Genomic DNA, 24515 nt, shown 5'->3' on the forward strand with positions numbered 1-24515 from the left:
GCTCGATCCTAGCCCGCATAAGCCTTGACCAGATCGTACAGATAAGCGCGGCCGTCATAGAGCGACTTGACCCGGATCCGTTCGTTCAAGCCGTGGATGCCGTTGAAATCGGGATCGACGAAGATGCCGGGCACGCCGTAAACCGGGATGCCGATCGCCTGGAAGAAGATGCCGTCGGTCGCGCCGGTCGACATCAGCGGCAGCATCGGCACGCCGGGGAAATGCTTGGCCGCGATCGCCCGGGCCGGGCCAAGAATCTTGGGGTCGAGTGGCGGCGGCACGGCGGTTGGGCGCACCGGCATGTTCATCGTCACCTTGACCCTGGGGCCAGCAAGTTCGGTCAATTTGGCGAGTGTCGCCTCGACCGTTTCGCCGGGAAAGACGCGGCAATTGATGTTGGCGGTGGCGCGTTGCGGCAGAGCGTTTTCGGCATGGCCGGCGGCAAGCAGGGTCGCGACGCAGGTCGTGCGCAGTGTCGAATGCATCGTCTTGTCGCGGCTGACGATCTTGTCGGCCTCGACATCATTGGGATTGGCGAGCAGGCGCTTGATCGCGTCGCCCATCGGTCCGGGTGCGGACTGCGCCGTGGCCGAGAAAAAGGCCCGCGTCGTATCGGTGAACTTGATCGGAAATTCATAACCGCGCACCGCCTCGATCGCGTCGGCCAGCTCGTAGATCGCATTGTCGGGCACCGGTTGTGAGCTGTGTCCGCCGGGGTTGGTGGTCGCGAAGGTGTAATTCTGCGCCGCTTTTTCACCGACCTGGATTGCCAGTACTTCGGGCTTTCCCTTGGCGTCCGAGCGTCCGCCGCCGCCTTCGTTGAGCACGAATTCGGCAGCGATCAGGTCGGGCTTGTTGGCGGCCAGCCATTGCGCGCCGTTCCAGGCGAAGGTCGTTTCCTCGCCACAGGTCAGCGCCAGCTTGATCGTGCGTTTCGGCTTGTAACCGTCGGTCTTGAAGCGGATCATGCTGTCGGCCCAGATCGCCGACATGCCCTTGTCGTCGACCGTGCCGCGCGAATAATAATAGCCATCCTCTTCCGTGAGTTTGAAGGGGTCGCGAATCCAGTCCTCGCGCTTGGCTTCGACCACGTCGAGATGGCCGAGCAGCAGCATCGGCTTCAGCGCTTTGTCGCGGCCCGGCAAAACGACGACGATGCCGCCGTCCTTGGGATGGTCGGGCACCGAAAACAGCGTGATGTCCTGGTCGGTATAGCCGACGGCTTTCAGCCGCGTCGCAATCTGTGCCGATGCCTGAGTACAGCTGCCCGATGACAGCGTCGTGTTGGTCTCGACCAGTTCCTTGTAGAGATCGAAAAAGCGCTGCTGGTCGGGGGACAGTGTCTGGGCGGTCGCCATGCCGGGCTGCAATACCAATGCCGCCGCCATGCCGATGCCGCCGATACGCGCCAATGCCCTCATACCCTGTCCTCGAAAAACAACGGCCCGCGACATGCGGACTTAGTTGTAACTTGAACAGGACGTTCCGGCAGAGCAACCCCTTGTCGCCATTCGCGGGGCGGGCAGAGAAAACAAAATCTGGCGATTGGCGAAATCGATGTCGACGCGCCGGAACAGCCGCATCGTATCCATGCCGAGGATCAGCGCAGGGCTATTCTCCAGACCGAAGCGCTTGAACGGTGGAACGTCGGCGACCGCCATCGGGACGTGGTCGAATTCCAGGCCAGCGATATGCAGGTCGTTGATCATCACATAGCTGGCATTCAGTATCTGCCCGGTGACCGAGGTGACCGAAATCGGACCAAGCGATTTGGGCGGGCGTTGCGCCAGGCGCAGCAGCGCGAGATTGCCGATCGAGATCGGCGATCCAGTATCGATGATCACCGAGATACGCTCGCCATGGTAACGCGCGTCCGTCACGATCAACTGGCCATATAGATTCTTCGCGCTCACCAATATGTCGCCGGGATTGCTGGCGCCGCGTTTCCGCCGCCCGGACGGCGTGACTTTCATGACGCGCCGATCGAAGTCGATCGTGATGCGGTGTCCCTGCAGCGCATCGATGCCCAGCATGCCGCGCGCGCCGATATTGCCGGTCGCCAGCGCTGGCGCATCGACATTCCTCGCCCCGAGCGTGCTAATCGACAATTCGGGGACATGCACCGTCTCGACCGTCGTCGTCCCGGCGAGCCCGATCAGCCGCACTGGCTTTCCGGCGGTGAGGGTCAGCATGGTAGCCAGTTCACGCGAGATTACGGAGCGTTCAGCGCCCGTGTCGATAACGAATTTATACGGTCCGCTGGTGCCGATCGATACTGGCACGGTCATCCGTCCGCTATCGATATCGAGCCCGATACTGAGGTCGGTGGAGACCGGCGGGGGCGATCCGGGCGGCGACGGGCTGACCTGTTCGGCCAGCGGTACTGCGCCGGCAAGAGCGATTAGTGCGAAGGCGACCGACACGTGCATCAGGACAGGCCACGCTCACGGCGCGCGGTTGCCATCCGCCGCCGATCCTCCGACCGCGGCCGGGAAAAGCGCACTTCGCGATTGGCGAAATCGATCTCGACACGGCGAAACAATTTCATCGCGTCCATGCCGAGCAGCAGTGCAGGTTTGTCGGTCAATCCGAAACGGCGAAACGGCGCTGCGTCGGCAAAGGCGACGGGAAGATTTTCGAATCCGACACCGCCAACCTCAATACGTTCGACCTGAGTATAATCCGCCAGCAATGTACCGCCGGTCACACTGCGCAACGAAATCTGTTGCACTGACCCTTTCTGGCGGATGCGCTTGCGCAGCGCGCCGTTGCCCATGCTGACAGCGGAGCCGGTATCGAGGATCACGCGAATACGCCCGCCGCGATAATGCGCGTCGGTCACGATCAGCTGGCCGAGATAGCTTTTGGCGCGAACCACAATGTCGTCTGAGCGCCCGCCGCCGCGTCGCTGCCGCTTGACTGACGGCACCAATGTCATCCGATCGGCCTCGAAATTGATCGTCAGTGAATGACCGCGCAAGGTATCGATGCCGAGCATGCCCGGCGCGCCGAGATTGATTGCTTCTAGCGCGGGCGCTTCGATCGGGGGGCTGGTGATCGTGCTGACATTCAGCGACGGAATCGTCACGGTGCCGACGCTGGTCGTGCCGGTCATCGTGGTCACCCTGACGATGCGGCCGCTCACCAGACCCAGCGTCGCGGCAAGTTCGCGCGCGATGACCGTACGCTCCGCGCCGGTATCGATGATGAATGCGAAAGGCCCGCTCGCTCCGATCGTGACCGGGACCGTCATACGCTGGTCCGCCATGCCCATGGCCAGGTCGCCGGTGGCCACAGGCACGGGGGTCTGGCCGGTCAGCGGCATAGCGAGCGCCGCAAGAGTCAAGGCACGAAACAGGCGAATGATGAGAGGCTACGCCCGATCCGGACCTTTGCCAAGCCCGAGCGCCGTGCCGCTTTCACCCGTTCAATCGAGCCGCATCGCCTCGGCCGCCAGCACTTCCGCCTCGACCAGCAACGCATCGTCGGCCAGGCCCGTCGCGACCCGCTCGCGCCCGATCAACGTCAGTACCGGCACCGCCAGCGGCGACAGGCGGGGCAAGTCGATATGCACCATCGTCTCGACCGCGCGGTCGAGCAGGCTCGCCAGTCGCCCGACATCGGTCATTCGCGCGCGCGCATCCGCCCAGGCCGCCTGAAGCAGCAAATGGCCCGGTTCATATTTGCGCAGCACATCGTAGATCAGGTCGGTCGAGAAGGTGACCTGCTTGCCGGTCTTGCGCTTGCCGGGATGCTGACGCTCGACCAGCCCGCCAATCACCGCCACCTCGCGAAAGGCGCGTTTGAGCAATGCCGATGTCTGTACCCAATCGACGAATTCGTCTTCGAGGATATCGGGTGACAACAGGCTTGCCGGGTCGGTGATCGGATCAAGCGCGTAACAGGCCAGCGCATAGTCGTTGGATACGAAGCCGAGCGGCTTGAGCCCCTGCGTCTCCATCCGCCGGGTGAGCAGCATGCCAAGCGACTGGTGCGCGTTCCATCCCTCGAAGCTGTAGATCACCATGTAATGTCGGCCCTCGCGCGGGAAGGTCTCGACCAGCAATTGCCCGGGCTCGGGCAGGCGCGAGCGCAGTGCCTGGATCTCGAGCCATTCGCGCACATCATTGGGGAAACGCGCCCATTCGCTGCGGTTCCACAGGAAACCGCGCACCCGCTCGGCGAGGTTGGTCGAGAGCGCCATGCGCGCGCCGCCATAGGTCGGGATGCGCGCCGGCCGCGCCGTCGCGCGGACCAGCAGATCCTCGGTATCGACGCCCATCACTTCCAGGCTCATCCCGGCGAAGAAGAATGTGTCGCCCGGCGATAGCGTGGCGGCGAATGCTTCCTCGACCTTGCCCAGGCTGCGGCCATTCTTGAAGCGCACGGTCAGCATCGTCGCCTCGACGATGATCCCCGCATTGAGCCGGTGCTGCGCGACGAAGCGGGGATGGCTGACCCGCCAGCTGCCGTCGGGATCCTGGGTCAGCCGCTTGAACTTGTCATAGGCCTTCAGCGCATAACCGCCGTCGCGGATGAAGCCGAGCACCCGTTCGAACGTCTCGTCGGTCAGCGCCGAATAGGGCAATGCCGAGCGGATCTCGTCAAGCATCGCGCCTTGCGTGAACGGTGCGGCGCAGGCGCAGGCCATGATATGCTGCGCCAGCACGTCGAGGCCGCCGGGACGGAAGATATCTGGATCGAGCTCTCCGGCCTCGACCGCGTCGAGCGCCGCGCGCGCCTCGAGATATTCGAAGCGATTGCCCGGCACGAGCACCGCCTCGGACGGTTCGTCGAGCCGGTGGTTCGAGCGCCCGATGCGCTGCAGCAGGCGCGACGATCCTTTGGGCGCGCCCATCTGCACCACGCAATCGACATCGCCCCAATCGACTCCCAGGTCGAGGCTGGCGGTGGCGACCAGCCCGCGCAACCGGCCTGCCGCCATCGCGCCCTCGACCTTGCGTCTTGCCTCCAGACTGAGCGAGCCGTGATGGATGCCGATCGGCAGCCCCATCGCATTGACCTTCCACAGGTCCTGGAAGATCAGCTCGGCCAGGCTGCGCGTGTTGCAGAAGATGATCGAGGTCTTGTGCAACTCGATCTCGGCCATGACCTGCTCGGCAGCATAGCGGCCCGAATGCCCCGACCAGGGCACGCGTCCCTCGGGCAGCAATATGGTGATGTTCGGGTCGGCGCCGGGCTCGCCCTCAACCAGCGCGACCTGATCGATATCGCCATCGGGCGCGAGCCAGGCGCGATAGCCATCGGCATCGGCGACCGTCGCCGACAGGGCAACGCGGCGCAGGGCGGGGGCGAGTCGCTGAAGCCGCGCCATGCACAAGGATAACAGGTCGCCGCGCTTGCCGGTCGCGAAGGCGTGCACCTCATCGACGACGATCGTCTTCAGCCCTTCGAACATCAGGAAACTGTCGGGATAGCTGAGCAACAGGCTAAGCGATTCGGGTGTGGTGAGCAGGATCTGCGGCGGCCGAATGCGCTGCCGCGCCTTGCGGTCCGAGGGCGTATCGCCGGTGCGCGTCTCGACCCGGATATCGAGTCCCATTTCCTCGATCGGCGTGATCAGGTTGCGCTGCACATCGACTGCCAGTGCCTTTAACGGCGAAACGTAGAGCGTATGCAGCCCCGTCGTCGGCGCTTCGATCAGCTCGGTCAGCGTGGGCAGAAACCCGGCCAGCGTCTTGCCCGCGCCAGTCGCCGCGACGAGCAGCCCGTGCCGCCCGGCGCGCCCGACCTCGAGCATCTCCAACTGATGTCGGCGCGGCGACCAGCCGCGCGCGGTGAACCAGTCGGCAAGGGGGGCGGGAAGGGTGGCGGTCAAGGTGCGGGCGGCGACCCGGCAGGGTGAGTGACGAGCGCCGGCGCGGCCGTCCCCTTTGTCGACAGCCGGGCGCGCTCGGCCTGGGGTCGATCCTGCAGCGACAGCCACGCTTCGTCGCCCTTGGTGCCGATTCGCCAGCCTTCCGCATATTGGCCGACCGGATTGGCGTAATTGACGGTGACACCGGCAAAGCCGCTCTGTTCATTGACGATCATCGCGACAGCGTCGCCGCCGGGCCGGTCGAGCGCGACCACGCCGCGGCCATTGTCGAGATAGGACATGGCGCCGCGTTCGGAGCCGTTCCGGTCGTGCAGGACGAGGCCATAGCCGGCGGCAACGCGCGGATAGGTCTTGCCGTCGAGCCGGGGCAGCGGCTCCTCGCCCAGCACCACCCGATCTTCGCCGTTCGGGCCCAGCACGACGATCGAGGCAGTCTGGCCGTCGGTACGCTTGCGCCCTTCGATCGGAGGCGGGGCGCCGATCAGGATGCGCGGCTTGCCGGTCGCGTCGACGATACGAATCGCCTGCGCTTCGATCGTCTTCGGCGCGGCGGCGGTGAAGGCGGCGAGCGCGAAGCCCATCGCAGTCAATCCCACCGCCAGCAACGCGATGCGTTGATGCCGGACTTGCCGTTCAAGCCGTTCGAGGCGCCAATCCGTATCGATCATGTCATCTCCTTTGTGATCCGGTGGAACCGGGGCGGCATGCCGTTCATATAGGCATGATGGCAAAGCTCGGCGACTGGATCGATCCGCAACCGCACGGTATCTATGTGAAACCCGCCGACATCTGGGTTGATCCGTCGCGCCCCAGCCCCAGAGCGCTGGTCACGCATGGCCATGCCGATCACGCACGCGGCGGACATGATGCGGTGTGGGCGACGCCCGAAACGCTGGCGATCATGGAAACGCGCTACGGACCGCAGTCCGGGCATCCGGTCGCTTATGGCGAGACGCTGACCATGGGCGATGTGCAGGTGACCTTCGTGCCGGCCGGGCATGTGCTGGGCTCGGCGCAGATCCTGCTCGAACATCGCGGCGAACGAATCGTCGTCTCGGGTGACTACAAGCGCCGCGCCGACCCGACCTGCGCGCCGTTCGAGCCGGTCAAATGCGATATCTTCATTACCGAGGCCACTTTTGGCCTGCCTGTGTTCCGTCACCCCGAAACTGGTGACGAGATCGACAAGCTGCTTGCCGCGCTGCACGCCAATCCCGATCGCTGCGTGTTGGTCGGCGCATATGCGCTGGGTAAGGCGCAACGCGTGATTCGCGAGCTGCGCGACCGGGGGCATGCCGCGCCGATCTATATCCACGGCGCGATGCAGCGGTTGTGCGATCTCTATGTCGAACTTGGCGTCGATCTGGGCGAGTTGATCCCGGCGACCGGCGTGCCCAAGGCGGAGATCAAAGGCCATATCGTCATTGCGCCGCCTTCCGCGCTCAACGATCGCTGGTCACGCCGTTTGCCCGACCCGATCACCGCGATGGCGAGTGGGTGGATGCGCGTCCGGCAGCGCGCGGTGCAGCGCAACGTCGAACTGCCGCTGATCCTGTCGGACCATGCCGATTGGGATGAGCTGACCGATACGCTGACCGAAATCGCGCCGAAGGAGGTGTGGGTCACGCATGGCCGCGAGGATGCGCTGGTCCATTGGTGCATGACCCGCCAGATCAAGGCACGCGCGCTGGCGCTGGTCGGTTATGAGGACGAGGACGACTAACGCGACGCGGCGACGGCGGCGCGGTGCGCGATCAGGTCTTCGAACAGCCATTGTTCGGCTGCGAGCGGATCGGTGAAGCATTCCGCCGAGCGTGATCCGAGTGCGCGAACCAACTGCATCCGGGCGAGCGACGAGGCGACGACAAAGGCGAGCCGGCGCGATCGATAGGCCGGATCGGCCAGCACCGAATAGAATTTGCCGACGACATCCTGCGATTGAATCTTCATCTCACGCAGGTCGTTGATGGTCAGATGTTCGTTCGGGCCACAGCGTAACCGGGCATGCGCGTCGCGCCTGGCATCCAGGAAAGCCTGGATGCTGTCGATCGTGAAAAAGCCACTCATACGGATCCGAATCAGATCGCGCGAAGGATCGGCGTGGATGGAGAAATTTGCGCCCATGTGACTTTCGATACGCAGTGACACCTACGAAATTACTAATGCGTACAAGGTCATCCGGCATCATGGTGTGGAACAACGGCCCATCGGTTATGGTTTGTCTTGAGGAAGAGGAGCCTGTCATGTCGAACGCCGATCAACGCCCGACATCCGCCGAACTCGCCGCGAAGAGCAATTATCGTTTTCCTGGCGAGAGCGCGGAATACCGCGTCGCGCGGTCCGCATTGCTTGCCGAAGAGATCGAACTGCGGCGCCAGATCGAGCGCGTCGCCGAGCATCGTCGGCAGCTTCCGCCGGGACGCGACGTCACCATCGACTATCCGTTCGAAGGGGAGAATGGTCCGGTTCATTTCGCCGATCTGTTTCAGGGCCATGACAGCCTGGTCGTGTACAGTTTCATGTTCGGTCCGGAGCGCGAACGACCCTGTCCAATGTGCACCGCGTTTCTCGGGCCGCTTGCTGCCAACGCCGCCGACATCCTGCAGCGCGTCGGGCTGGCGGTGGTCGCGCGCGCGCCGATCGAACGTCTGGTCGCGTTCAAGCAGGAGCGCGGCTGGCGCAACCTACCCCTCTACACCGATACGACCGAGCAGTTCGGCAAGGATTATCTCAGCTGGACCGAGCAGGGAGACAATCCAGGCTATAATGTCTTCACCCGGCAGGGCGGTACGATCCGGCATTTCTGGGGCGGGGAAATGAGTGGTGAAACCGCCGATCCCGGCCAGGATCCGCGCGGCGCGCCCGATCTGACGCCGCTCTGGAATGTGCTCGATACGACGCCCGAGGGGCGCGGGTCCGATTGGTATCCAAGCCTCGATTATGATTGAAGCTTGAGGCTCAGGCCGGATCGCCGGCCGGAATCTCGCTTGCTTCGTACAGGCTGACCGACTCGCTCGATGCCGCCAGCTTGCGCACCGCGCCGATGAACTCGGCCGATCCCGGCTGGACGAAATGGGCCTTGAGCGCCGCCATGTCGCGCCAGCGTTCGTAGAAGAACAGCCTGAGCGGATTTTCGCAATCGGCCTGCACCGAATGGCTGATGCAACCATCTTCGGTGCGCGAGCGGTGGACATGGTCGAGGCTAACCTGACGCAGCGCGTCGAAACTATCCGGGCGGGCGGTGACGCTTCCGGTGACGATGATCATGCGGACTTCTCCCCTGCCTCTGACGAAGACTCTGCGCAGCGTTCCCGAAAAAGTTCAACCTGGACTGGTCGATCCACCGAATGTGCTGGCTAGTATCGCGGACGGGGATAATGCTGCTCTCTTTCCGGAGAGAGTGTCGATGCCGAACGGGATAGGGCGGATAAGGACTGGGTTTCGTTTTGCGGCATGCGCAATGGCGCTGATGAGCGCGAGTCCGGTGATGGCTGGCACCTATGCCGACGATCTCGGCAAGTGCCTCGTCGCCAAGTCGAGTGAACCTGACAAGCTGCTATTGGTGCAGTGGGTGTTTGCAGCGATGTCGGCTCATCCGGCGGTGAAATCCATGTCGACGGTCACGCCGACCCAGCGCGCCGGTTTTAACAAGGCGTTCGCCACCATGACCAATCGGTTGTTGTTTGCCGACTGCCGAAAAGAAATGGTGCTGGCGCTGAAATATGAAGGCGCGGTCTCTGTCGAGATAAGCTTTAGCCTGCTTGGTCAGATCGCGATGCGTGGGCTGATGAGCGATCCCAGCGTGACCGTGGAGCTCGAACAGATCGGGACGTTTATCGACGCAGTGCAACTCGCGGCGGTAGCGAAGGAGGCAGGGATTCCGGTACCGCCGGCGCCGAAATAACCCGGCTGCGCATCGGCCCCCATATGGTTAACTTGCGCCCTCCAGCGCCTTGGCGCGGCGCCGCTGTACCGAACTACCGATCCCCAGCGCCTCGCGATATTTGGCGACTGTGCGCCGCGCGATATCGAAGCCCTTGGCGTTGAGCAATTCGACCAGCGTGTCGTCGGACAGGATCTTGCTCCCCTCCGCGCCGATCAGTGCGCGGATCGCGCTCTTGACCGCCTGGGCCGATACCGCGTCGCCGCCATCGGACGACTGGATCGCCGAGGTGAAGAAATATTTGAGTTCGTAGAGCCCGCGCGCGCAACTCATATATTTGTTGCTGGTTACCCGGCTGACGGTCGATTCGTGCATCTCAATTGCATCGGCGACCTGGCGCAGCGTCATCGGCTTCAGATGCGCGACGCCGTGCAGGAAGAAGGCTTCCTGCTGCTTGACGATCTCGGTCGCGACCTTGACGATGGTGCGCTGGCGCTGGTCGAGCGCCTTGACCAGCCAGTTGGCGCTGGCGAGCATGTCGCTGAGCCAGGCCTTGGACGCCTTGTCCTGGTGCCCGCCCGACAGCTCGACATAATAGCTGCGATTGACCAGCAGGCGCGGCAGCGTCGCGGCGTTGATCTCGATGCCCCAGCCATCCTTGCGCCGCGCGACGAAAATGTCGGGGGTAACGGCCTGGGCCGGTTCGCCGCCGAAGCGGCAGCCGGGCTTGGGATCATAACCGCGCAGTTCGCGGATCATGTCCGCCATGTCTTCGTCATCGACGCCGCACATGCGCTTCAGCCGCGCGAGATCGCCGCGCGCAAGCAAGTCGAGATTGTCGATCAACCGCGCCATGCAGGGATCGTAGCGGTCCGCTTCCTTCGCCTGCAGCGCGAGGCATTCGGCGAGGTCGCGCGCTCCGACCCCGGTCGGATCGAAGGTCTGGATCGTCATCAGCACCGATTCGATCCGCGCCAGTGCGACGCCCAGGCGGTTGGCGATTTCGAGCAGCGGCACGGTTAGGTAACCGCACTCGTCGATCTGGTCGATCAGGTGCGCGGCGATGAACATGTCGGGGCCGTCGACCACCGGTCCTGCCTGGGCGAGCAGATGATCGGCAAGAGTCGTTCCCGTATCGGCAAAACTGTCGAAGTCGGGACCATCCTCGCCCATGCCGCCACCGCTGCTGCCGGTCAGCCCGAGCGAGCCGTCCATGCCCGCGCCGCCCGGCTGATCGGAGAGACTGTCGTGATGGAAGCTTTCGGCGGTGAAATCGACATCCAGCGAGGCTTCGCCGGTCGCATCGCCGCCCATCAGCAATTCGTCGGCGCTGGCCGGTTCGTCGCGCGGCGCGGCGAATTCTTCCGGCGGGGCATCGCGTTCCTGTGCCGGGCCGTCATCCTCGGCCGCGCCGCTTTCGAGCAGCGGATTCTTCTCGATTTCCTCGGCGATGAAGCCCTCGACCTCGAGATTCGACAGCGCAAGCAGGCGGATCGCCTGCTGCAGCTGCGGCGTCATCACCAGCGATTGCGACTGGCGCAGATCGAGGCGCGGGGCGAGACTCATGGGATCAGAGCGAGAAGCCCTCGCCCAGATACAGTCGTCGCACATTCGCATCGGCGACCAGTTCGGCGGGGGAGCCGGTGAACAGCACTCGGCCGTCATAGATGATGTAGGCGCGATCAACGATGTCGAGCGTCTCACGGACATTGTGATCGGTGATCAGCACGCCGATGCCGCGTTCCTTCAACTGGCAGACCAGGTCACGGATATCGGCGATCGAGATCGGGTCGATCCCGGCGAATGGCTCGTCAAGCAGCATGATCGACGGATCGGCGGCCAGTGCGCGCGCGATTTCCGCGCGCCGGCGCTCACCGCCGGACAGCGCCATCGCCGGGGCATCGCGTAGCCGCGTCAGCCCGAAATCGCCGAGCAATTTTTCCAGCCGCTCGGCGCGTGCCGCCTTGTCGGGCTCGGCCAGCTCGAGCACGGTCAGGATGTTCTTTTCGACCGAAAGGCCACGAAAGATCGAGGTTTCCTGCGGCAGGTAACCAAGGCCGAGGATCGCCCGGCGGTACATGGGCAGACCGGTGATATCGTCGCCGTCGAGCATGATGCGGCCCGAATCGGGCTTCACCAATCCCATCACCGAATAGAAGCATGTCGTCTTGCCGGCACCATTCGGCCCGAGCAGCCCGATCACCTCGCCACGCCCGACCGTCACCGATACGTCGGACAGAACCACGCGCTTGTCATAGGATTTGGCGATCGACACCACCGACAGGCCGGCCATCGCGGGCGCTTCATGGATCGGCGGGATCGTTTCGAGGATTGCGGTGTCGGTCATCGGCGCGTCCGTGCTCGCATCATAGGGTTAGCAAAACCTTACCAGGAAGCGACTTGGCAAGCTTCATGCATGTCCCTTTGCAGCAGGCCGATGATTTAGGGAAGGGGAGCGCGGCGAAACGCCGCAAAAACACGCGATGGTGATTTGCTAGGGCCGGAACCGTCTGATCACACCAAACTCAATTCCGCTTCGGGACCGAGAAACGTCCGGTCACCCGTCCGCCTGGCGTCGTGGTCGTGCTGCCGTCGGAATTGGTGCGCGTGCCGCCGACCGACGACCCGTCGATCACCGCTTTCCCGGAGTCGAGATTGATCGTCAGCCGCCCGCCATTGACGGTGTTGCCGCCCTGAAGCAGCGATACCGCGCCGAGCATGGTGATGACGCGGCGGTTAAGGTCGTAGATCGCATATTGGCCGCGTGCGCTCTGGTCGGGACGTGTCACGACGACACCGCCCGACGCGTCGAGCCGCGACACTTGTGGGCTGCCGTCGATCACCTGTCCGGTATAGGCGACGGTCATGCGCGCCGCATTGAGCGTCATCTCGGCCTGCTTGACCGACACGCTGCCCGACAGGATCGCACGGTTGGCCTTGTCCTGAAGCTCGATATGATCGGCGCCGAAATCAATCGGCGCGTTCGAATTATGACGCGACTGCGCACTCGCGGCCGTAGCGGCAGTAAGGGCGATGACGGCGAACAGGCGGACTGGCGTGACCATGGGCGCCTATCTGTTCCTTCCCGGCACGATCCGCAAGCGCGCGTTGCCATCAAGCGTAACGATATGCGATTCAAGATCGGCTTTCATGCCGTTTGCGCTGAACGTGCCTTGCGGTACCGTCCCGGTCACTGCGCTGCCGCTCTGCAGCTTGCGCGTTTTCAGATCGACCGTCGCGTCGTGGGTGTCGAGCTGATAACCGTTCGCGGCGCGGAAGCGGATCGGACCTTCGACCGCGACCTGCTCGCTGTTCATGTTATAATTGCCCTTGTTGGCGATCAACGTCGCCGGGCCATCGGGCAGGCTGATCGCCGCCGACAGCGTCTTGAGCTGGACGATCGGTTCGCGCGAACTCTTTTGTATCGCCGATCCCGCGGTCAGCGCGAAGGGCTGGCCCTTGCCATCCTCGCCGCGATAAAGCGCCTGCTGGATACGCAGTCGTTCCTTGGCGACCTCGACCTTGTTCTTGTCGAGCAGGAAACTGACATCGCCGCTCTTGGTCAGCGGCGCCATGACCAGGAATGCCGCGAGAATGCCGATGCCCACCGGCAACAGGATACGCGATGCGGTGACGACGCGGTCGTGGCTGCTGCCCGGCGCGGCCCAGACCTGTCGTTCCGAGCGGATCCGGGCGGCGACCTCAGACATGCGCGTTTCCGATAGAAAGACGGCACCAGCCCGCTCCCCCACCCGGCCACCCATTCAGGATACGCTGTGGGTGGCCGGGTGGGGGAGCGGGCTGGTGCCGTAGCCGCATGGCGTCAAACATGCGCGAACAAATCTATTTCCGGCCAGCCGGCGAGATCGAGTTCGGCGCGCGCGGGCAGGAAATCGAAGCACGCCTGGGCGAGATGCATGCGCCCCTCGCGCACCAGCCGGCGGTTCAGTTCCTCGCGCATCGCGTGGAGGAAACGCACGTCGGATGCGGCATAGTCCTTTTGCGCGTCGCTCAGTACCGGTCCCCCCCAGTCGGACGATTGCTGCTGCTTGGAAATGTCCTGGCCGAGCAGTTCGCGCACCAACTCCTTCAAGCCATGGCGATCGGTATAGGTGCGCACCAGGCGCGAGGCGATCTTGGTGCAATAGACCGGCGCCGCCGTGACTTTCAGATAATGGCTGATCGCGGCAAGGTCGAAACGCGCGAAATGATAGAGTTTCACGCGGTTCCGGTCGGCGAGCAACGCGCGCAAATTGGGCGCGGCATAATCGCTGCCGGGGGCGAAGCGGACGAGATGCTCGTCCGGCCCGCCATCGGACAATTGTACGACACACAGCCGGTCGCGCGGCGTGATCAGCCCCATTGTCTCGGTGTCGACGGCAATATCCGCGCCATCGACGAACAGGCCTGGAGGAATGTCTTCTTCGTGGAAATATACGGTCATGCGAATCGCCTAGCCGCGAACGCGAGTCCGCTCAATGGCCTGACGCTGACGGCGCGCCGGCCGCAGCGCGCTTTTCGCGGCGGCGGCGGGCGAAGATGTTGAGCGTCTCCACCCCGGCGGAAAAGGCCATCGCGGTGTAGATATACCCCTTGGGCACATGCACCCCGAAGCCGTCGGCAATCAGTACAGCGCCGATCATCAGCAGGAAACCGAGCGCCAGCATCACCACGGTCGGGTTGCGGGCGATGAAATTGGCCAGCGGCGTGGCTGAGAACATCATGACGCCGACCGCGACGATCACGGCGACCACCATGACGGGCAAATGGTCGGTCATGCCGATCGCGGTGAGAATCGAATCGATCGAAAAGACCATGTCGAGCGCAAGGATCTGCGCGATCGCCGATCCGAAGCTCAGAGCGACCTTGCCCTTCTTGTCGAGCTGTTCGCCCGTTTCCTCGGGGTCGACGCTGTGGTGGATCTCCTTGGTCGCCTTCCACAACAGAAAGATGCCGCCGGCAATCAGGATCAGGTCGCGCCATGAGAAGGCGGTTTCGAAACTCGGCTCGCCATGTGCGCCGGGCGCTCCGCTCAGTTCCAGGTCGAACACCGGCTGAGTCAGCCCGGCGATCCACGCGATCATCGACAGCAGTACGAGGCGAAGGCCCAGCGCTAGGCCGATGCCGAGCTTGCGCGCCTTGGCTTGTTGATGTTCGGGCAGCTTGTTCGACAGGATCGAAATGAAGATCAGATTGTCGATGCCGAGCACGACCTCGAGCACGATCAGCGTGGCAAGGGCCGCCCAGACGGCGGGATCGGACAGAAGTGCGATGATCGACATGGCTCCTTCCTGTGCCGTCTTGGCCACAGGGGCGCAAGCGAACGATACCTACCGTGCCGTAATTCCGACGAATTCATTCGCAGCACAGGTGTTTTTAGGCTAAACCGATTCGGTGGCACGATTGGTTTGGTGCCCGAAGACCTGCGCTTTTCGTCCGGCGCATCGGTTCTTGATAGGCGATTTGGGCGGACCGGGAAGACGAACAGGGCATGAGTTTCGATAAAGGACGCCGCGGGGATCGCGGTGGGCGTGGCCGCGACAAGCGCGATGGTTTCGGCGGCGACGATTTCGGCGGCGGTAGCAGCTTCGGCGGCGGCGGCGATCGTTTCGGCGGTGGTGGTGACCGCTTCGGTGGCGGCGGCGGTGATCGCTTCGGCGGTGGCGGCGGCGGTGGCGGTGGTTTCCGCAGCGGCGGCGGCGGCTTCGGCGGCGGTGCTGCCGGTGGCGGCGCGGGCCGCGGCATGCCTCCCCAGGTCGTTGGCGAAGGCACGGGCGTCGTCAAATTCTTCAATGGTCAAAAGGGCTTCGGCTTCGTCGTTCGCGATGACGGCGGCGAGGATGTGTTCGTGCACATCAGCGCGGTCGAGCAGGCCGGCCTGACCGGTCTGGCCGAAGGTCAGCCGCTTGGCTTCACCCTCGTCGATCGCGGCGGCCGTATTTCGGCGACCGACCTCAAGATCGAGGGCGAACCGCTCCCCGTCACCGACCGCGGCCCTCCGCGCGAGCGTGATGCGGCCCCGGGTGGTGCGCCTCGCGGTGGCGCCGGCGGTGCCGGTGGCCCGCAGCGTGAGCTGACTGGTGAGAAGGCGACCGGTACGGTCAAGTTCTTCAACGCGATGAAGGGCTTCGGCTTCATTCAGCGCGACGACGGACAGCCCGATGCGTTCGTGCACATCTCCGCGGTCGAACGCGGCGGCATGACCAGCCTCAACGAAGGCGACCGGCTCGAATTCGAACTCGAAGTCGATCGTCGCGGCAAGTACGCGGCGGTGAACCTCACTTCGATCGCGTAACCCGCGACTCGTTTGAGTTAGAAAACCCGGCGTGCCGAAAGGTGCGCCGGGTTTTTCGCGTCTGAAGCTGAAGAAACAGGGCGCTTCACCCAACCAGAATAAGCGCGGCCCCGGCCAATATCCCCAACACACCAATTATCCGCCCCCGTGTCACCGGCTCGCGCAATATCAGGATCGAAATGACCAGCGCGGTCACCATGCCGGTCTCACGCAATGCGGCGAGCGGTGCGGTCGGCCCGAGTGAGAAAGCGTAGAGCGCCATGCCATAGGTCAGGATCGACAATATGCCGGCGATCACACCCGGCCGCCACTGCCGCCGGGCGGCGGCAAAGATCGCGCCTTTCGACAGCGTTCCGAACATGACAACGACCACCGCGCCCATCTGTACGAAGACCCAGACGATATAGCTGGCCGGCGTCGGCGCGGCGCGTACACCGATCGCATCGACCACGGTATAGGCAGCGATGCAGGCTCCTGTGAGCAATGCCCAGACCAGCGCTTCACGCCCGATATGACGTCCCGCGATCATCGCCGACATCGCCACGCCGATCACCGCGACCCCGGCGATCTGGGCGGCCGTGGCGTGTTCGCCAAGCAAGCCAAGCGTCACGCCCGCGGTCAGTAACGGAGCGCTGCCGCGCAGCACCGGATAAACCGATGACAGGTCGCCGATCGAATAGGCGCGAATCAGTGCGTACAGATAGAAACCATGGATCACCGCGCTCGCCGCCAGCCAGCCCCATGCGCCATGCGGCAACGGCACGAGCAAGGTCGCCGGCAACAGTATGAGCGCGCTGGTGCCGTCGGTGATCGCACGCCCCGAGGCCTTGTCCTTGCCACCCTTGACGATCGCGTTGACCACCGCGTGAAGTGACCCGGAGGCGATCATCAGGATCGAGGCCAGCGCGAGAGGAGGCATGTATATCCGTTGGCCTATTCGCTCGGTCACGTCATCCCCAAGCATCGAGCTTTGCATCAGGCGCATGGGGCAACGGCGTTGGTCATGCGGAGGCGATTGCGCTGGTGGCCCCGCAGCAAAGCTGTTTCGACAGTAAGAAAGAGCGCGCCGGATAAGTCGGCAAGCAATGACATGCCCGACCCTGTGTCATGGTTGAATCGCCACCGGTGACAGGTGCGTAAGGCGACGGCCTGTCTGGGACCGGATCACGGAGAGCGCCGGAGATATGGGACACCCTATGTAGTATATGTCCTTCCGCGCCCGACCCCGCGAGAGATTCGATATGATCTCTCTATATATCAGTCACTTAGTGTGCCACCAATGCTATCATCAGGTCTCGATACTGTCTCACCAAGCGATCTCCGCTCAGCATGAACGGAACGGATTGAACGCGCGGTGCTCTAACCCGAAATGCCCGCCGCTCGACTTCGCTTGAAATAATGGGGAAGGTGAACCCACTCAGACCGAGGCTGCGCTATACGATCAGCCGCTTCAGCCCCGCCACCGTATCCGCCTCGGCTGCCGGCTTGTCGGTCCTGATCCGCGCGATACGGGGGAAACGCATTGCCACGCCCGATTTGTGGCGCTTCGATTCGTGGATCGAATCGAACGCGATCTCCAGCACCAGTGTCTTTTCGACCTCGCGTACCGGGCCGAAGCGGTTGAGCGTATGGCCGCGGACGAACTTGTCGAGCATCTTGAGTTCCTCATCGGTGATGCCCGAATAGGCCTTGCCGACCGGGAGCAACTCGCCATCATCGGTCCAGCAGCCAAAGGTGTAATCGCTGTAAAAGGATGACCGCCGCCCCGATCCGCGCTGCGCGTACATCATCACGCAATCGGCGGTCAGCGGGTCGCGCTTCCATTTATACCACAGGCCGGCGCGCCGTCCGGTGACATAAGGCGAATCGCGCCGCTTTAGCATTACCCCCTCGATCGCCGCGTCGCGGGCGCCGGCGCGGATGCCTTCCAGCGCGGTGAAATCATCCGCATCGATCAACTGGCTGACATCGAAGCGCTCCGGGTCGAGCGTCCGGGCAAAAGATTCCAGTCGCGATCGGCGTTCGGTCCAGGCCAGTTCGCGCAGATCTTCCGCGCCATCGAACAGGATGTCGTACAGCCGCACGAACGCGGGATAGTCGGCGAGCATCTTCGCGGAGACGATCTTGCGCCCGAGCCGTTGCTGCAGCGCGTTGAAGCTCGCCGCGCCACCGCCTTCCTCCCGCCCAGCGCCCTGGACATCGCCCTTCACCATCAACTCGCCATCGACCACGCCGAGCGCCGCGAAATCGCGCGCGACCTCGGGAAAGCTCGCGGTGATGTCGTCGCCGGCACGGCTGTAAAGCCGCGTGGTGCCGGCGACATGGACGATCTGCACGCGGATTCCGTCCCATTTCCATTCGGCGGCATAGTCTTTGAGGTCGAGGCGCAGGTCTTCCAGCGGGTGCGCCAGCATGAAGGGGCGGAACACGGGCACGTCCGCGGCGGTCGGCTGTGCCCCACGTCCCTCGGCCCAGTCGAACAGTGCGACATAGGGCGGCGAGATGCCGTGCCACACCTCTTCGACCGCCTCGACATCGATGCCGAACGCGGTCGCCAGCGCGGTCTTGGCGAGTCGCGCCGACACGCCGATGCGCAGCGCGCCGGTCGCCATCTTGAGTAAAGCGAAGCGCTCCTCGGCATCGAGCCGGTCGAGCATCGCGGCCAGTGCCGCGGGAGCATCCGAACGCGACAGCGAATTGAGCGTATCGACCGCCCGGGCGATGGTCAGCGGGCCGCTTTCCTCCGGCGGCACCAATGGTGTCGGCCATAGCAACGCGATCGTCTCGGCGCTGTCGCCGACATAGTCGCGGCTCATGCGATAGAGTACGGGATCGACCCGTGCTTCGATCAACCCGCGGATCACCGCCGGCTTGACCGCAGTCAGGTCGAGATCGCCGGTCAGCGCAGCCATCGCCCAGCCGCGATCGGGATCGGGCGTGGCGATCAGATAGTCGCCGATCAGTTTGAGCTTGGCGTTGCGCGACCGCGTATAGATCAGCGAATCGAGAAGGTCGGCAAAGGCGCGCATGACGGACCAACGCATGGCGCATCGCGGACGCTCCCGCTAGGGAGCTAATAATGCGTACCTTCCTTCGTTTCCTGTTTCGGTCGACCGCCTGGGTCGCATTGGCCGCCCTGCTGGTCTGCCTATATGGTTTCTTCGAGGCGCGGCGCGATCCGGTGATCAAGCAGGGGCGCATGGAACTGGCGGATTGGCCGAAGGGCGCGCCGCCAATCAGGATGTTGCTGCTCAGCGATATCCATCTCGGCAATGCGACGATGGGTACCGCGCGTCTCGACCGGATCGTCGATCAGGCGATGGCGCAAAAGCCCGACCTGATCCTGTTGGCGGGTGATTTCATCTCCGGTTACGATGCGCAAACCGCGCGCGCGGTCTCGCCCGACCTCACCGCCGCGATGGCAAGACTGCACGCGCCGCTCGGGGTGATCGCGGTGCTGGGCAACCATGACTATTGGACCGACGCCGCGACCGTTCGTCGCACGCTCTCGGCCGCCAAGGTCGATGTGCTGGTCAACGAGGCGATCCAGCGCGGACCGCTCGTCATCGGCGGCGTCAACGACAAGATCGCCAAGCACGACGATGTTCCAAAGACCGAAGCGGCAATGCGCAAGTTGAAAGGCGCAAACATCATTCTCGCGCATTCGCCGGACATCGCCCGCATCTCGCGCTTCGGCAGCCAGCCAGTCTTTGCCGGTCACACGCATTGCGGCCAGATCGTGGTGCCCTGGTTCGGCCCGCTCAGGACGATGATCGATCATCGCGAACAATTTCCCTGCGGCATCTCGCACCAGGGGCATCACGCGATGATCGTTACCGGTGGGGTCGGCACCAGCATCCTGCCGATGCGGATCGGCGCCCCGCCCGAGATGTGGGTCGTGACGCTGGGTCCGCGCGACGCGAACCCAGCGTCAAAACAATAGTCTAGTCGAGCGCGTTCTTGACGCCCTTGCCGGCGGCAAGACCCATCAGCAGCAGCACGACGAACACCGCGATCGCGACGAAGAACAGGATCTTGGCGATGCCGATAAAGGTGCCACCGAGGCCGCCAAAGCCAAGCAGCGCGAGAACGAGACCGATGACAAGGAAGGTGATAGCCCAGCGAATCATGTGACGTCTCCTGTAGTGTGAAGGCGAAACGACTCTCTTGGCGAGCTTGTTCCCGTCTTGTAAACCTAGGCGCCCCGGCTGGCTTCGAACAGAAACCAGGCGCGTTCCTCGGCCTGGTCGGTCCAGTCGTCGAGAATACCGCTGGTCGCATTGTCCTTCGCGTCGTCGACGATGTCCTTGGCCTCGCGCAATGCCTCGACCAGCTTCAGATTATCCTCACGCAGTTCCGACAGCATGTCTGCTGCGGCGACGAAGGCGGCGTCATTGTCCTTGATTGTCTGGTGGCGCGCAATGTCGCCGATCGAGCGCAACGTCGTATTGCCGGTCTTGCGCACGCGCTCGGCGATCGCATCGGTCGTGCCGAGGATCTGCGTCGCCTGATCGTCGAGCATCAGGTGATAGTCGCGGAAATGCGGACCCGACACGTGCCAGTGGAAATTCTTCGTCTTGAGATACAGCGCGAAGCTGTCGGCAAGGATGCCGTTGAGCGCTTCGGCGACTGACTTGGCGGCATTGGTCTTGATGTCGGTCGGCGTCTTGAGCGGTGCGGGGGGCGTTGCCATGGAATATCCTGTTTTCCGGTCGAGTCGTTGCGATAACGGTTCGATAGCGGAAATGCTCCGTCGATACGCGATGAACTTGTCCGATCAGAGCGATCGAAAAATCAGATCAGCCGGATCGCGCCAAGGCCAAGTACCACGCCGACGATCAGGAACAGGATGCCGATAGCGACGCGGATCGCGGGGATCGGCAGTTTTCTACGCACATCCTCCCCGGCGATGATCGCGGGAATGTTGACGACCAACGCACCGATCGTCGCGCCGACGGCAGCCAGAACGGGGACAAGCACGGGGGAGGGGCTACGCGCGGAAATGGCAAGCGTGATGAATTGAGTCCGGTCCCCGGCGGCGAGAATCGCGACACCAAGCAAACTCGTCATGAACGCACCGATCCGCCAGCCCGACAGCCGGTCGGGTGGCTTGATCGCGAACAGAGCCGATCCGCCGGCCGACATCAGGGCGAGCGCAAGGAACAGGTCCCGGGCGTTGGGCGATATGCGTGGTCCGATCAGTGCGCCACCGACAGCGGCAATGCCATTGCCGATCGCGAGGGCGATCGCGGTTGCCAGGATGACCGTGCCGGGTCGCGCGAATCGGGTGGAGAGTATGGCGGTCAGCCATGGCGTCCGGTCGCTCGCCTGCGCCAGCAGCGCCGCGACGAAGGCGGCCATCAGCGCATCCATATCGTTGGCTTAGCCGGTCAGGCGAACGGAGCAGGCCGCGGCGTAGGTCGCGCAGGCGGCACCATCGGTCCGCTCGCTATCGACCGCATCGCTGAGGATCGCCAGCCAGCCATGGATCAGCGGCCCGCGTTCGCCGCGCGCCAATGCCGATTCGAGCGCCTGGGCGACGGTAACGGCCGGATATATGCCGCTGCGATAGGCGATCGACCGGATCGCATCGATCTCATGTGCGACATTGGCCGATTCGCTGATCGACATACGTGCGTCGATCAGGCCGATTCGTGCCGCCAGTTCCGCCCTGATGGGGTCGTACCCCGATTGCCGCTGCGTCATGCCCCATTACCTCCCATGGGGCTCTCGCCCTCGGTTGGAAGCTGCGCCCTATATGGTAAACAGGGGGTTAAACCGGTGCCGGACTTGACATTCGCGCAGCCCTCGGCCAATCGCCCCGGTCTGTGAGCGGCGGCGCGTCCGCCGCTTTTGCATTTTTATCGTACAGGAATCGGGCTCATGGCCAAGCCGACAACCGTCAAAATCAAGCTGCTCAGCTCGGCTGACACGGGCTTCTTCTATGTCACCAAGAAGAATCCGCGTACCAAGACCGAGAAGCTCAGCTTCAAGAAGTATGATCCCGTCGTGCGCAAGCATGTCGAGTTCAAGGAAACCAAGATCAAGTGATCGGGCCGGGGGCGTAAGTCCCCGATCGGTTATCCCGATCCGGTCGGGATCCGGGGCCGCAGGCGCACGCCTGGCGGCCCTTTCCTATGTCTGGTTCCCAACGTCCGGCTCAAGCAGCAGCGACGAGACTGCATCGACGAAACGCGCCAGCGAAATCGGTTTCGAGACATAGGCATCCGCGCCGGCCGCGCGAATCCGCTCCTCATCCTCGCGCCCGGCATAGGCGGTCACCGCCATGATCGGGATCGCCTTGAGCGCATCATCGGCCTTCATCTGGACGATCAGTTCGAACCCGCTGATATGCGGCAACTGGATATCCATCACGATCAGGTCGGGACCGAAATCGCGCGCGCGTGTCAGCGCCTCACGCTCGTCACGGACCCCTTCTGCGAGGTAATCGTGCGCACGCAACAGGTCGCAGAACAGCTTTAGATTGAGTTCATTGTCCTCGACAACGAGCACTCTTTTTGCCACGCGAAACCCATCCTTCCATTCAGCTTCCGCTGATAGGCCCCCCTCCTTGATAAGAAAAGCGCGTGCCACAGACAAATGAAGACGCGGCTGAAGACGCTGGGGCGCTTGCCCTGCGCGCGCTGGTGTGGATCCTGAGCGACGCCGATCGCGCCTCGCGGCTGCTCGCCGTGACCGGGCTCGAGCCCGACGATCTACGCGCTCGCGCGGGCGATCCGGCGGTATTGTCGGCGGTGCTCGCGTTCCTCGAAGGTTATGAGCCCAATCTGATCGCCTGTGCCGCCGCGATCGAGGTGCCTCCCACGGCGCTGGTCGCGGCCAATCGGAGTCTTCAGGCATGAGGCCGCTGCTGATCTGCGATTGCGATGAGGTGCTGCTGCACATGGTGCGGCATTTCGGCGTATGGCTGGGCGAGACGCACGAGATCGATTTCTCCCCCAATGGCGGCGATTTCGCCACCTCGATGAAGCGGCGCGATGGCAGCCCGGCGCCGGCGCGGGAGGAAATGTGGGCGATGCTCGACCAGTTCTTCCCCGCCGAGATGGATCGCCAGACGCTCGTACCCCATGCTCGCGAAGCGCTCGCCGCGCTGTCTGAAAGCGCCGATATCGTCATCCTGACCAATTTGCAGGATCAGTGCCGCCAGCCGCGCATCGAACAACTCGCCCGCTTCGGTATCGCGCACCGCGTCGAATGCAATCAGGGCGGCAAAGGCGGTCCGGTCGCCCGGCTGGTCGCCGAACACAGGAGCGATGGGGTCGATCCGGTCACGGTGTTCGTCGACGATCTTGCCGTCCATCACGATTCGGTCGCGCGCCACGCGCCGCAAGTCCACCGCCTTCACATGATATCCGAACCGGCGCTTGCGCCCAACGTACCCAAGGCACCTGCCGCGCATGCGCGGATCGACGACTGGATCGGGGCGGAGGCATGGATCGCCGAGCGCTTCGCTGCGGGTCTGCCGGCGGAATGAGGGAGGGTTTCTCCTTCTCGACGCGCTTCAAGGTGCGTTATGCCGAGATCGACGGGCAGAAGATCGTCTTCAACTCGCGTTATCTCGAATATGCCGATGTCGCGGTGACTGAGTTCTGGGACTGGACCGGGATCGACGCGCTGCCCGAATGGCACGGTGCGGAGTTCAACGTTCGCCATACCGAGATCGATTATTTGAAACCGTTCAGGCTCGGCGACGAGATCGAGGCGTTCGTGCGACTCGACCGCCTTGGCGGGACCAGCCTGACCAAGCGTTTCGATCTGTGCCATGCGGTCACCGGCGACCTTCACTGCACGATCCTGATGGTCAGCGTGAACGTTGATCTGGAGCAGGGCCGCAGCGCACCTTTTTCGCCCGCGATGCGGGCGTTCCTGGAAAAGCTGGTCGCCGGCTAAGGTCTGTTATTCGGCCGCCTGTGCTGCCGGATCGCCCGTCACGACATCCTCGGGCAGCGCCCAGAGCAAGTCCTGCTTGGTCAGGATGCGGCCATCCCAGGCGCGGACGTCGATCGGCGCGATCGGACGCATGTCGCGTTCATCGACCAGCACCGGGGTCGCCGGCATGCCGGTTTCCCAGCGCTCGCCCCATTGCCTAAGCGCGATCATCGTCGGCAGCAGCGCGGATCCCTTGTCGGTCAGCCGATATTCGATCTTGCGCCGATCCTCGGGCAGCGCGTCACGCTTCAGGATGCCATGTTCGACCAGCCGCGCGAGCCGGTTGGCCAGGATGTTGCGCGCAATGCCCAATTCCGACTGAAATTCCTCGAAATGATACAGGCCGTTGAACGCAGCGCGTAAGATGAGGAAAGACCAGCGTTCCCCCATCGCCTCGAGCGCCGCTGGAAGGCTGCACTCGGCGAGATCGCGAAGGGGTTCACGCAGTTTCTGCTTCATAATCAACCAGCCTAGTCAATTTTACGGGTCATGCGAATGAAATAACGGTTTTCAGTTGCAACGAGAAACCTAACGAGATAAGTAGCGTT

General features: G+C 63.5%; 30 protein-coding genes. 9 read left to right on the plus strand and 21 right to left on the minus strand.

Annotated elements, in window-relative coordinates; all coding sequences use genetic code 11:
* Positions 1–8: 8 nt before the first annotated feature.
* The 5 genes from G4G27_RS20130 to G4G27_RS20150 form a co-directional block, all read right to left on the minus strand.
* Positions 9–1421 (minus strand): M20/M25/M40 family metallo-hydrolase, encoded by a 1413-nt coding sequence (locus G4G27_RS20130; RefSeq protein WP_183110285.1) that lies wholly within the window; start codon positions 1419–1421, stop codon positions 9–11.
* Between the two features lie 39 nt (positions 1422–1460).
* Positions 1461–2429, minus strand: coding sequence for an aspartyl protease family protein (locus G4G27_RS20135; protein ID WP_183110286.1), 969 nt, complete (start codon positions 2427–2429; stop codon positions 1461–1463).
* Positions 2429–3325, minus strand: a complete 897-nt coding sequence (locus G4G27_RS20140; protein ID WP_183110287.1) for a retroviral-like aspartic protease family protein — start codon at positions 3323–3325, stop codon at positions 2429–2431. The genes G4G27_RS20135 and G4G27_RS20140 overlap by 1 nt, the downstream gene beginning before the upstream one ends.
* Before the next feature lie 102 nt (positions 3326–3427).
* On the minus strand, positions 3428–5761 hold the full coding sequence (locus G4G27_RS20145) for a ligase-associated DNA damage response DEXH box helicase (protein ID WP_244624737.1): 2334 nt from the start codon (positions 5759–5761) through the stop codon (positions 3428–3430).
* Between the two features lie 74 nt (positions 5762–5835).
* The gene (locus G4G27_RS20150; RefSeq protein ID WP_183110289.1) at positions 5836–6507 is read right to left on the minus strand and encodes a hypothetical protein; all 672 of its coding nucleotides are present in this window, start codon (positions 6505–6507) and stop codon (positions 5836–5838) included.
* A 56-nt stretch (positions 6508–6563) separates the two neighbouring features.
* On the opposite strand from G4G27_RS20150, the gene G4G27_RS20155 reads away from it, so the two are divergent.
* On the plus strand, positions 6564–7562 hold the full coding sequence (locus G4G27_RS20155; RefSeq protein ID WP_183113926.1) for a ligase-associated DNA damage response exonuclease: 999 nt from the start codon (positions 6564–6566) through the stop codon (positions 7560–7562).
* Here the strand turns inward: G4G27_RS20155 and G4G27_RS20160 are convergent.
* Entirely contained in the window at positions 7559–7906 is a 348-nt protein-coding gene (locus tag G4G27_RS20160) for a hypothetical protein (RefSeq protein ID WP_183110290.1), read from the minus strand. The two genes, G4G27_RS20155 and G4G27_RS20160, sit on opposite strands and share 4 nt — an antisense overlap.
* Before the next feature lie 176 nt (positions 7907–8082).
* On the opposite strand from G4G27_RS20160, the gene G4G27_RS20165 reads away from it, so the two are divergent.
* Entirely contained in the window at positions 8083–8787 is a 705-nt protein-coding gene (locus tag G4G27_RS20165) for a DUF899 family protein (RefSeq protein WP_183110291.1), read from the plus strand.
* Between the two features lie 10 nt (positions 8788–8797).
* Here the strand turns inward: G4G27_RS20165 and G4G27_RS20170 are convergent, their stop codons facing one another.
* Complete coding sequence (locus G4G27_RS20170) at positions 8798–9106, minus strand: putative quinol monooxygenase (protein ID WP_183110292.1); 309 nt, start codon at positions 9104–9106, stop codon at positions 8798–8800.
* 193 nt (positions 9107–9299) lie between these two features.
* Between G4G27_RS20170 and G4G27_RS20175 the strand changes: the two genes are divergently transcribed.
* Complete coding sequence (locus tag G4G27_RS20175) at positions 9300–9743, plus strand: hypothetical protein (RefSeq protein ID WP_183110293.1); 444 nt, start codon at positions 9300–9302, stop codon at positions 9741–9743.
* Positions 9744–9770: 27 nt separating this feature from the next.
* Here the strand turns inward: G4G27_RS20175 and rpoN are convergent, their stop codons facing one another.
* The 6 genes from rpoN to G4G27_RS20205 form a co-directional block, all read right to left on the minus strand.
* On the minus strand, positions 9771–11288 hold the full coding sequence (rpoN, locus tag G4G27_RS20180) for an RNA polymerase factor sigma-54 (RefSeq protein WP_183110294.1): 1518 nt from the start codon (positions 11286–11288) through the stop codon (positions 9771–9773).
* 4 nt (positions 11289–11292) lie between these two features.
* The gene (lptB, locus tag G4G27_RS20185) at positions 11293–12069 is read right to left on the minus strand and encodes an LPS export ABC transporter ATP-binding protein (RefSeq protein WP_183110295.1); all 777 of its coding nucleotides are present in this window, start codon (positions 12067–12069) and stop codon (positions 11293–11295) included.
* Positions 12070–12247: 178 nt separating this feature from the next.
* On the minus strand, positions 12248–12787 hold the full coding sequence (locus G4G27_RS20190; protein WP_183110296.1) for an LptA/OstA family protein: 540 nt from the start codon (positions 12785–12787) through the stop codon (positions 12248–12250).
* Positions 12788–12793: 6 nt separating this feature from the next.
* A complete protein-coding gene (gene lptC, locus G4G27_RS20195) occupies positions 12794–13432 on the minus strand; it encodes an LPS export ABC transporter periplasmic protein LptC (RefSeq protein ID WP_183110297.1) in 639 nt (212 codons plus the stop codon).
* Between the two features lie 113 nt (positions 13433–13545).
* Positions 13546–14166 (minus strand): ribonuclease D, encoded by a 621-nt coding sequence (locus tag G4G27_RS20200; RefSeq protein WP_183110298.1) that lies wholly within the window; start codon positions 14164–14166, stop codon positions 13546–13548.
* Between the two features lie 31 nt (positions 14167–14197).
* Positions 14198–15004: a TerC family protein gene (locus G4G27_RS20205; RefSeq protein WP_183110299.1), complete on the minus strand. Its 807-nt coding sequence runs from the start codon at positions 15002–15004 to the stop codon at positions 14198–14200.
* Positions 15005–15213: 209 nt separating this feature from the next.
* Here G4G27_RS20205 and G4G27_RS24405 point away from each other — a divergent pair, with 209 nt between their 5' ends.
* On the plus strand, positions 15214–16017 hold the full coding sequence (locus G4G27_RS24405; protein WP_183110300.1) for a cold-shock protein: 804 nt from the start codon (positions 15214–15216) through the stop codon (positions 16015–16017).
* A gap of 85 nt (positions 16018–16102) precedes the next feature.
* Here the strand turns inward: G4G27_RS24405 and G4G27_RS20215 are convergent, their stop codons facing one another.
* Both G4G27_RS20215 and G4G27_RS20220 read right to left on the minus strand, forming a co-directional pair.
* Entirely contained in the window at positions 16103–16936 is an 834-nt protein-coding gene (locus tag G4G27_RS20215; protein WP_183110301.1) for a DMT family transporter, read from the minus strand.
* Positions 16937–17450: 514 nt separating this feature from the next.
* On the minus strand, positions 17451–19046 hold the full coding sequence (locus G4G27_RS20220) for a cisplatin damage response ATP-dependent DNA ligase (protein WP_183113927.1): 1596 nt from the start codon (positions 19044–19046) through the stop codon (positions 17451–17453).
* A 50-nt stretch (positions 19047–19096) separates the two neighbouring features.
* On the opposite strand from G4G27_RS20220, the gene G4G27_RS20225 reads away from it, so the two are divergent.
* Positions 19097–19960 carry a metallophosphoesterase gene (locus G4G27_RS20225; protein ID WP_183110302.1) on the plus strand — a complete coding sequence of 288 codons (864 nt, stop codon included), beginning with the start codon at positions 19097–19099 and terminating at the stop codon, positions 19958–19960.
* A 1-nt stretch (position 19961) separates the two neighbouring features.
* Here the strand turns inward: G4G27_RS20225 and G4G27_RS20230 are convergent, their stop codons facing one another.
* The 4 genes from G4G27_RS20230 to G4G27_RS20245 form a co-directional block, all read right to left on the minus strand.
* Complete coding sequence (locus G4G27_RS20230; protein ID WP_034157851.1) at positions 19962–20147, minus strand: DUF1328 family protein; 186 nt, start codon at positions 20145–20147, stop codon at positions 19962–19964.
* Between the two features lie 65 nt (positions 20148–20212).
* Positions 20213–20710 carry a DNA starvation/stationary phase protection protein gene (locus G4G27_RS20235; RefSeq protein WP_183110303.1) on the minus strand — a complete coding sequence of 166 codons (498 nt, stop codon included), beginning with the start codon at positions 20708–20710 and terminating at the stop codon, positions 20213–20215.
* A 101-nt stretch (positions 20711–20811) separates the two neighbouring features.
* Positions 20812–21378 (minus strand): TMEM165/GDT1 family protein, encoded by a 567-nt coding sequence (locus G4G27_RS20240; RefSeq protein ID WP_244624434.1) that lies wholly within the window; start codon positions 21376–21378, stop codon positions 20812–20814.
* Positions 21379–21399: 21 nt separating this feature from the next.
* Positions 21400–21723: a hypothetical protein gene (locus G4G27_RS20245; protein ID WP_183110305.1), complete on the minus strand. Its 324-nt coding sequence runs from the start codon at positions 21721–21723 to the stop codon at positions 21400–21402.
* Between the two features lie 177 nt (positions 21724–21900).
* Between G4G27_RS20245 and rpmG the strand changes: the two genes are divergently transcribed.
* Positions 21901–22068, plus strand: a complete 168-nt coding sequence (gene rpmG / locus G4G27_RS20250; protein WP_034157855.1) for a 50S ribosomal protein L33 — start codon at positions 21901–21903, stop codon at positions 22066–22068.
* 84 nt (positions 22069–22152) lie between these two features.
* On the opposite strand, the gene G4G27_RS20255 is transcribed toward rpmG, so the two are convergent.
* Positions 22153–22542 (minus strand): response regulator, encoded by a 390-nt coding sequence (locus G4G27_RS20255; protein WP_183110306.1) that lies wholly within the window; start codon positions 22540–22542, stop codon positions 22153–22155.
* Between the two features lie 62 nt (positions 22543–22604).
* On the opposite strand from G4G27_RS20255, the gene G4G27_RS20260 reads away from it, so the two are divergent.
* Genes G4G27_RS20260 through G4G27_RS20270 form a run of 3 tightly spaced genes read left to right on the plus strand, consistent with a single transcriptional unit; the run spans position 22605 to position 23928 of the window.
* Positions 22605–22880, plus strand: a complete 276-nt coding sequence (locus G4G27_RS20260; RefSeq protein ID WP_183110307.1) for a DUF3572 domain-containing protein — start codon at positions 22605–22607, stop codon at positions 22878–22880.
* Entirely contained in the window at positions 22877–23512 is a 636-nt protein-coding gene (locus G4G27_RS20265; RefSeq protein ID WP_183110308.1) for an HAD family hydrolase, read from the plus strand. Before G4G27_RS20260 ends, G4G27_RS20265 begins: the two co-directional genes overlap by 4 nt.
* Positions 23509–23928, plus strand: a complete 420-nt coding sequence (locus tag G4G27_RS20270; protein ID WP_183110309.1) for a thioesterase family protein — start codon at positions 23509–23511, stop codon at positions 23926–23928. Before G4G27_RS20265 ends, G4G27_RS20270 begins: the two co-directional genes overlap by 4 nt.
* 6 nt (positions 23929–23934) lie before the next feature.
* Here G4G27_RS20270 and G4G27_RS20275 read toward each other — a convergent pair whose 3' ends face one another.
* Positions 23935–24426, minus strand: a complete 492-nt coding sequence (locus G4G27_RS20275) for a helix-turn-helix domain-containing protein (protein ID WP_183110310.1) — start codon at positions 24424–24426, stop codon at positions 23935–23937.
* Positions 24427–24515 lie beyond the last annotated feature (89 nt).

It is taken from the genome of Sphingomonas sp. So64.6b (assembly GCF_014171475.1).
Classification (GTDB): Bacteria; Pseudomonadota; Alphaproteobacteria; order Sphingomonadales; family Sphingomonadaceae; genus Sphingomonas; species Sphingomonas alpina_A.

Coding starts and splice junctions, on each gene's coding strand:
- G4G27_RS20130 (WP_183110285.1), bottom strand. CDS start 1,421: ATGAGGGCATTGGCGCGTATCGGCGGCATCGGCATGGCGGCGGCATTG.
- G4G27_RS20135 (WP_183110286.1), bottom strand. CDS start 2,429: ATGCACGTGTCGGTCGCCTTCGCACTAATCGCTCTTGCCGGCGCAGTA.
- G4G27_RS20140 (WP_183110287.1), bottom strand. CDS start 3,325: ATGCCGCTGACCGGCCAGACCCCCGTGCCTGTGGCCACCGGCGACCTG.
- G4G27_RS20145 (WP_244624737.1), bottom strand. CDS start 5,761: ATGCTCGAGGTCGGGCGCGCCGGGCGGCACGGGCTGCTCGTCGCGGCG.
- G4G27_RS20150 (WP_183110289.1), bottom strand. CDS start 6,507: ATGATCGATACGGATTGGCGCCTCGAACGGCTTGAACGGCAAGTCCGG.
- G4G27_RS20155 (WP_183113926.1), top strand. CDS start 6,564: ATGGCAAAGCTCGGCGACTGGATCGATCCGCAACCGCACGGTATCTAT.
- G4G27_RS20160 (WP_183110290.1), bottom strand. CDS start 7,906: ATGAGTGGCTTTTTCACGATCGACAGCATCCAGGCTTTCCTGGATGCC.
- G4G27_RS20165 (WP_183110291.1), top strand. CDS start 8,083: ATGTCGAACGCCGATCAACGCCCGACATCCGCCGAACTCGCCGCGAAG.
- G4G27_RS20170 (WP_183110292.1), bottom strand. CDS start 9,106: ATGATCATCGTCACCGGAAGCGTCACCGCCCGCCCGGATAGTTTCGAC.
- G4G27_RS20175 (WP_183110293.1), top strand. CDS start 9,300: ATGGCGCTGATGAGCGCGAGTCCGGTGATGGCTGGCACCTATGCCGAC.
- rpoN (WP_183110294.1), bottom strand. CDS start 11,288: ATGAGTCTCGCCCCGCGCCTCGATCTGCGCCAGTCGCAATCGCTGGTG.
- lptB (WP_183110295.1), bottom strand. CDS start 12,069: ATGACCGACACCGCAATCCTCGAAACGATCCCGCCGATCCATGAAGCG.
- G4G27_RS20190 (WP_183110296.1), bottom strand. CDS start 12,787: ATGGTCACGCCAGTCCGCCTGTTCGCCGTCATCGCCCTTACTGCCGCT.
- lptC (WP_183110297.1), bottom strand. CDS start 13,432: ATGTCTGAGGTCGCCGCCCGGATCCGCTCGGAACGACAGGTCTGGGCC.
- G4G27_RS20200 (WP_183110298.1), bottom strand. CDS start 14,166: ATGACCGTATATTTCCACGAAGAAGACATTCCTCCAGGCCTGTTCGTC.
- G4G27_RS20205 (WP_183110299.1), bottom strand. CDS start 15,004: ATGTCGATCATCGCACTTCTGTCCGATCCCGCCGTCTGGGCGGCCCTT.
- G4G27_RS24405 (WP_183110300.1), top strand. CDS start 15,214: ATGAGTTTCGATAAAGGACGCCGCGGGGATCGCGGTGGGCGTGGCCGC.
- G4G27_RS20215 (WP_183110301.1), bottom strand. CDS start 16,936: ATGCCTCCTCTCGCGCTGGCCTCGATCCTGATGATCGCCTCCGGGTCA.
- G4G27_RS20220 (WP_183113927.1), bottom strand. CDS start 19,046: ATGCGCGCCTTTGCCGACCTTCTCGATTCGCTGATCTATACGCGGTCG.
- G4G27_RS20225 (WP_183110302.1), top strand. CDS start 19,097: ATGCGTACCTTCCTTCGTTTCCTGTTTCGGTCGACCGCCTGGGTCGCA.
- G4G27_RS20230 (WP_034157851.1), bottom strand. CDS start 20,147: ATGATTCGCTGGGCTATCACCTTCCTTGTCATCGGTCTCGTTCTCGCG.
- G4G27_RS20235 (WP_183110303.1), bottom strand. CDS start 20,710: ATGGCAACGCCCCCCGCACCGCTCAAGACGCCGACCGACATCAAGACC.
- G4G27_RS20240 (WP_244624434.1), bottom strand. CDS start 21,378: ATGGCCGCCTTCGTCGCGGCGCTGCTGGCGCAGGCGAGCGACCGGACG.
- G4G27_RS20245 (WP_183110305.1), bottom strand. CDS start 21,723: ATGACGCAGCGGCAATCGGGGTACGACCCCATCAGGGCGGAACTGGCG.
- rpmG (WP_034157855.1), top strand. CDS start 21,901: ATGGCCAAGCCGACAACCGTCAAAATCAAGCTGCTCAGCTCGGCTGAC.
- G4G27_RS20265 (WP_183110308.1), top strand. CDS start 22,877: ATGAGGCCGCTGCTGATCTGCGATTGCGATGAGGTGCTGCTGCACATG.
- G4G27_RS20270 (WP_183110309.1), top strand. CDS start 23,509: ATGAGGGAGGGTTTCTCCTTCTCGACGCGCTTCAAGGTGCGTTATGCC.
- G4G27_RS20275 (WP_183110310.1), bottom strand. CDS start 24,426: ATGAAGCAGAAACTGCGTGAACCCCTTCGCGATCTCGCCGAGTGCAGC.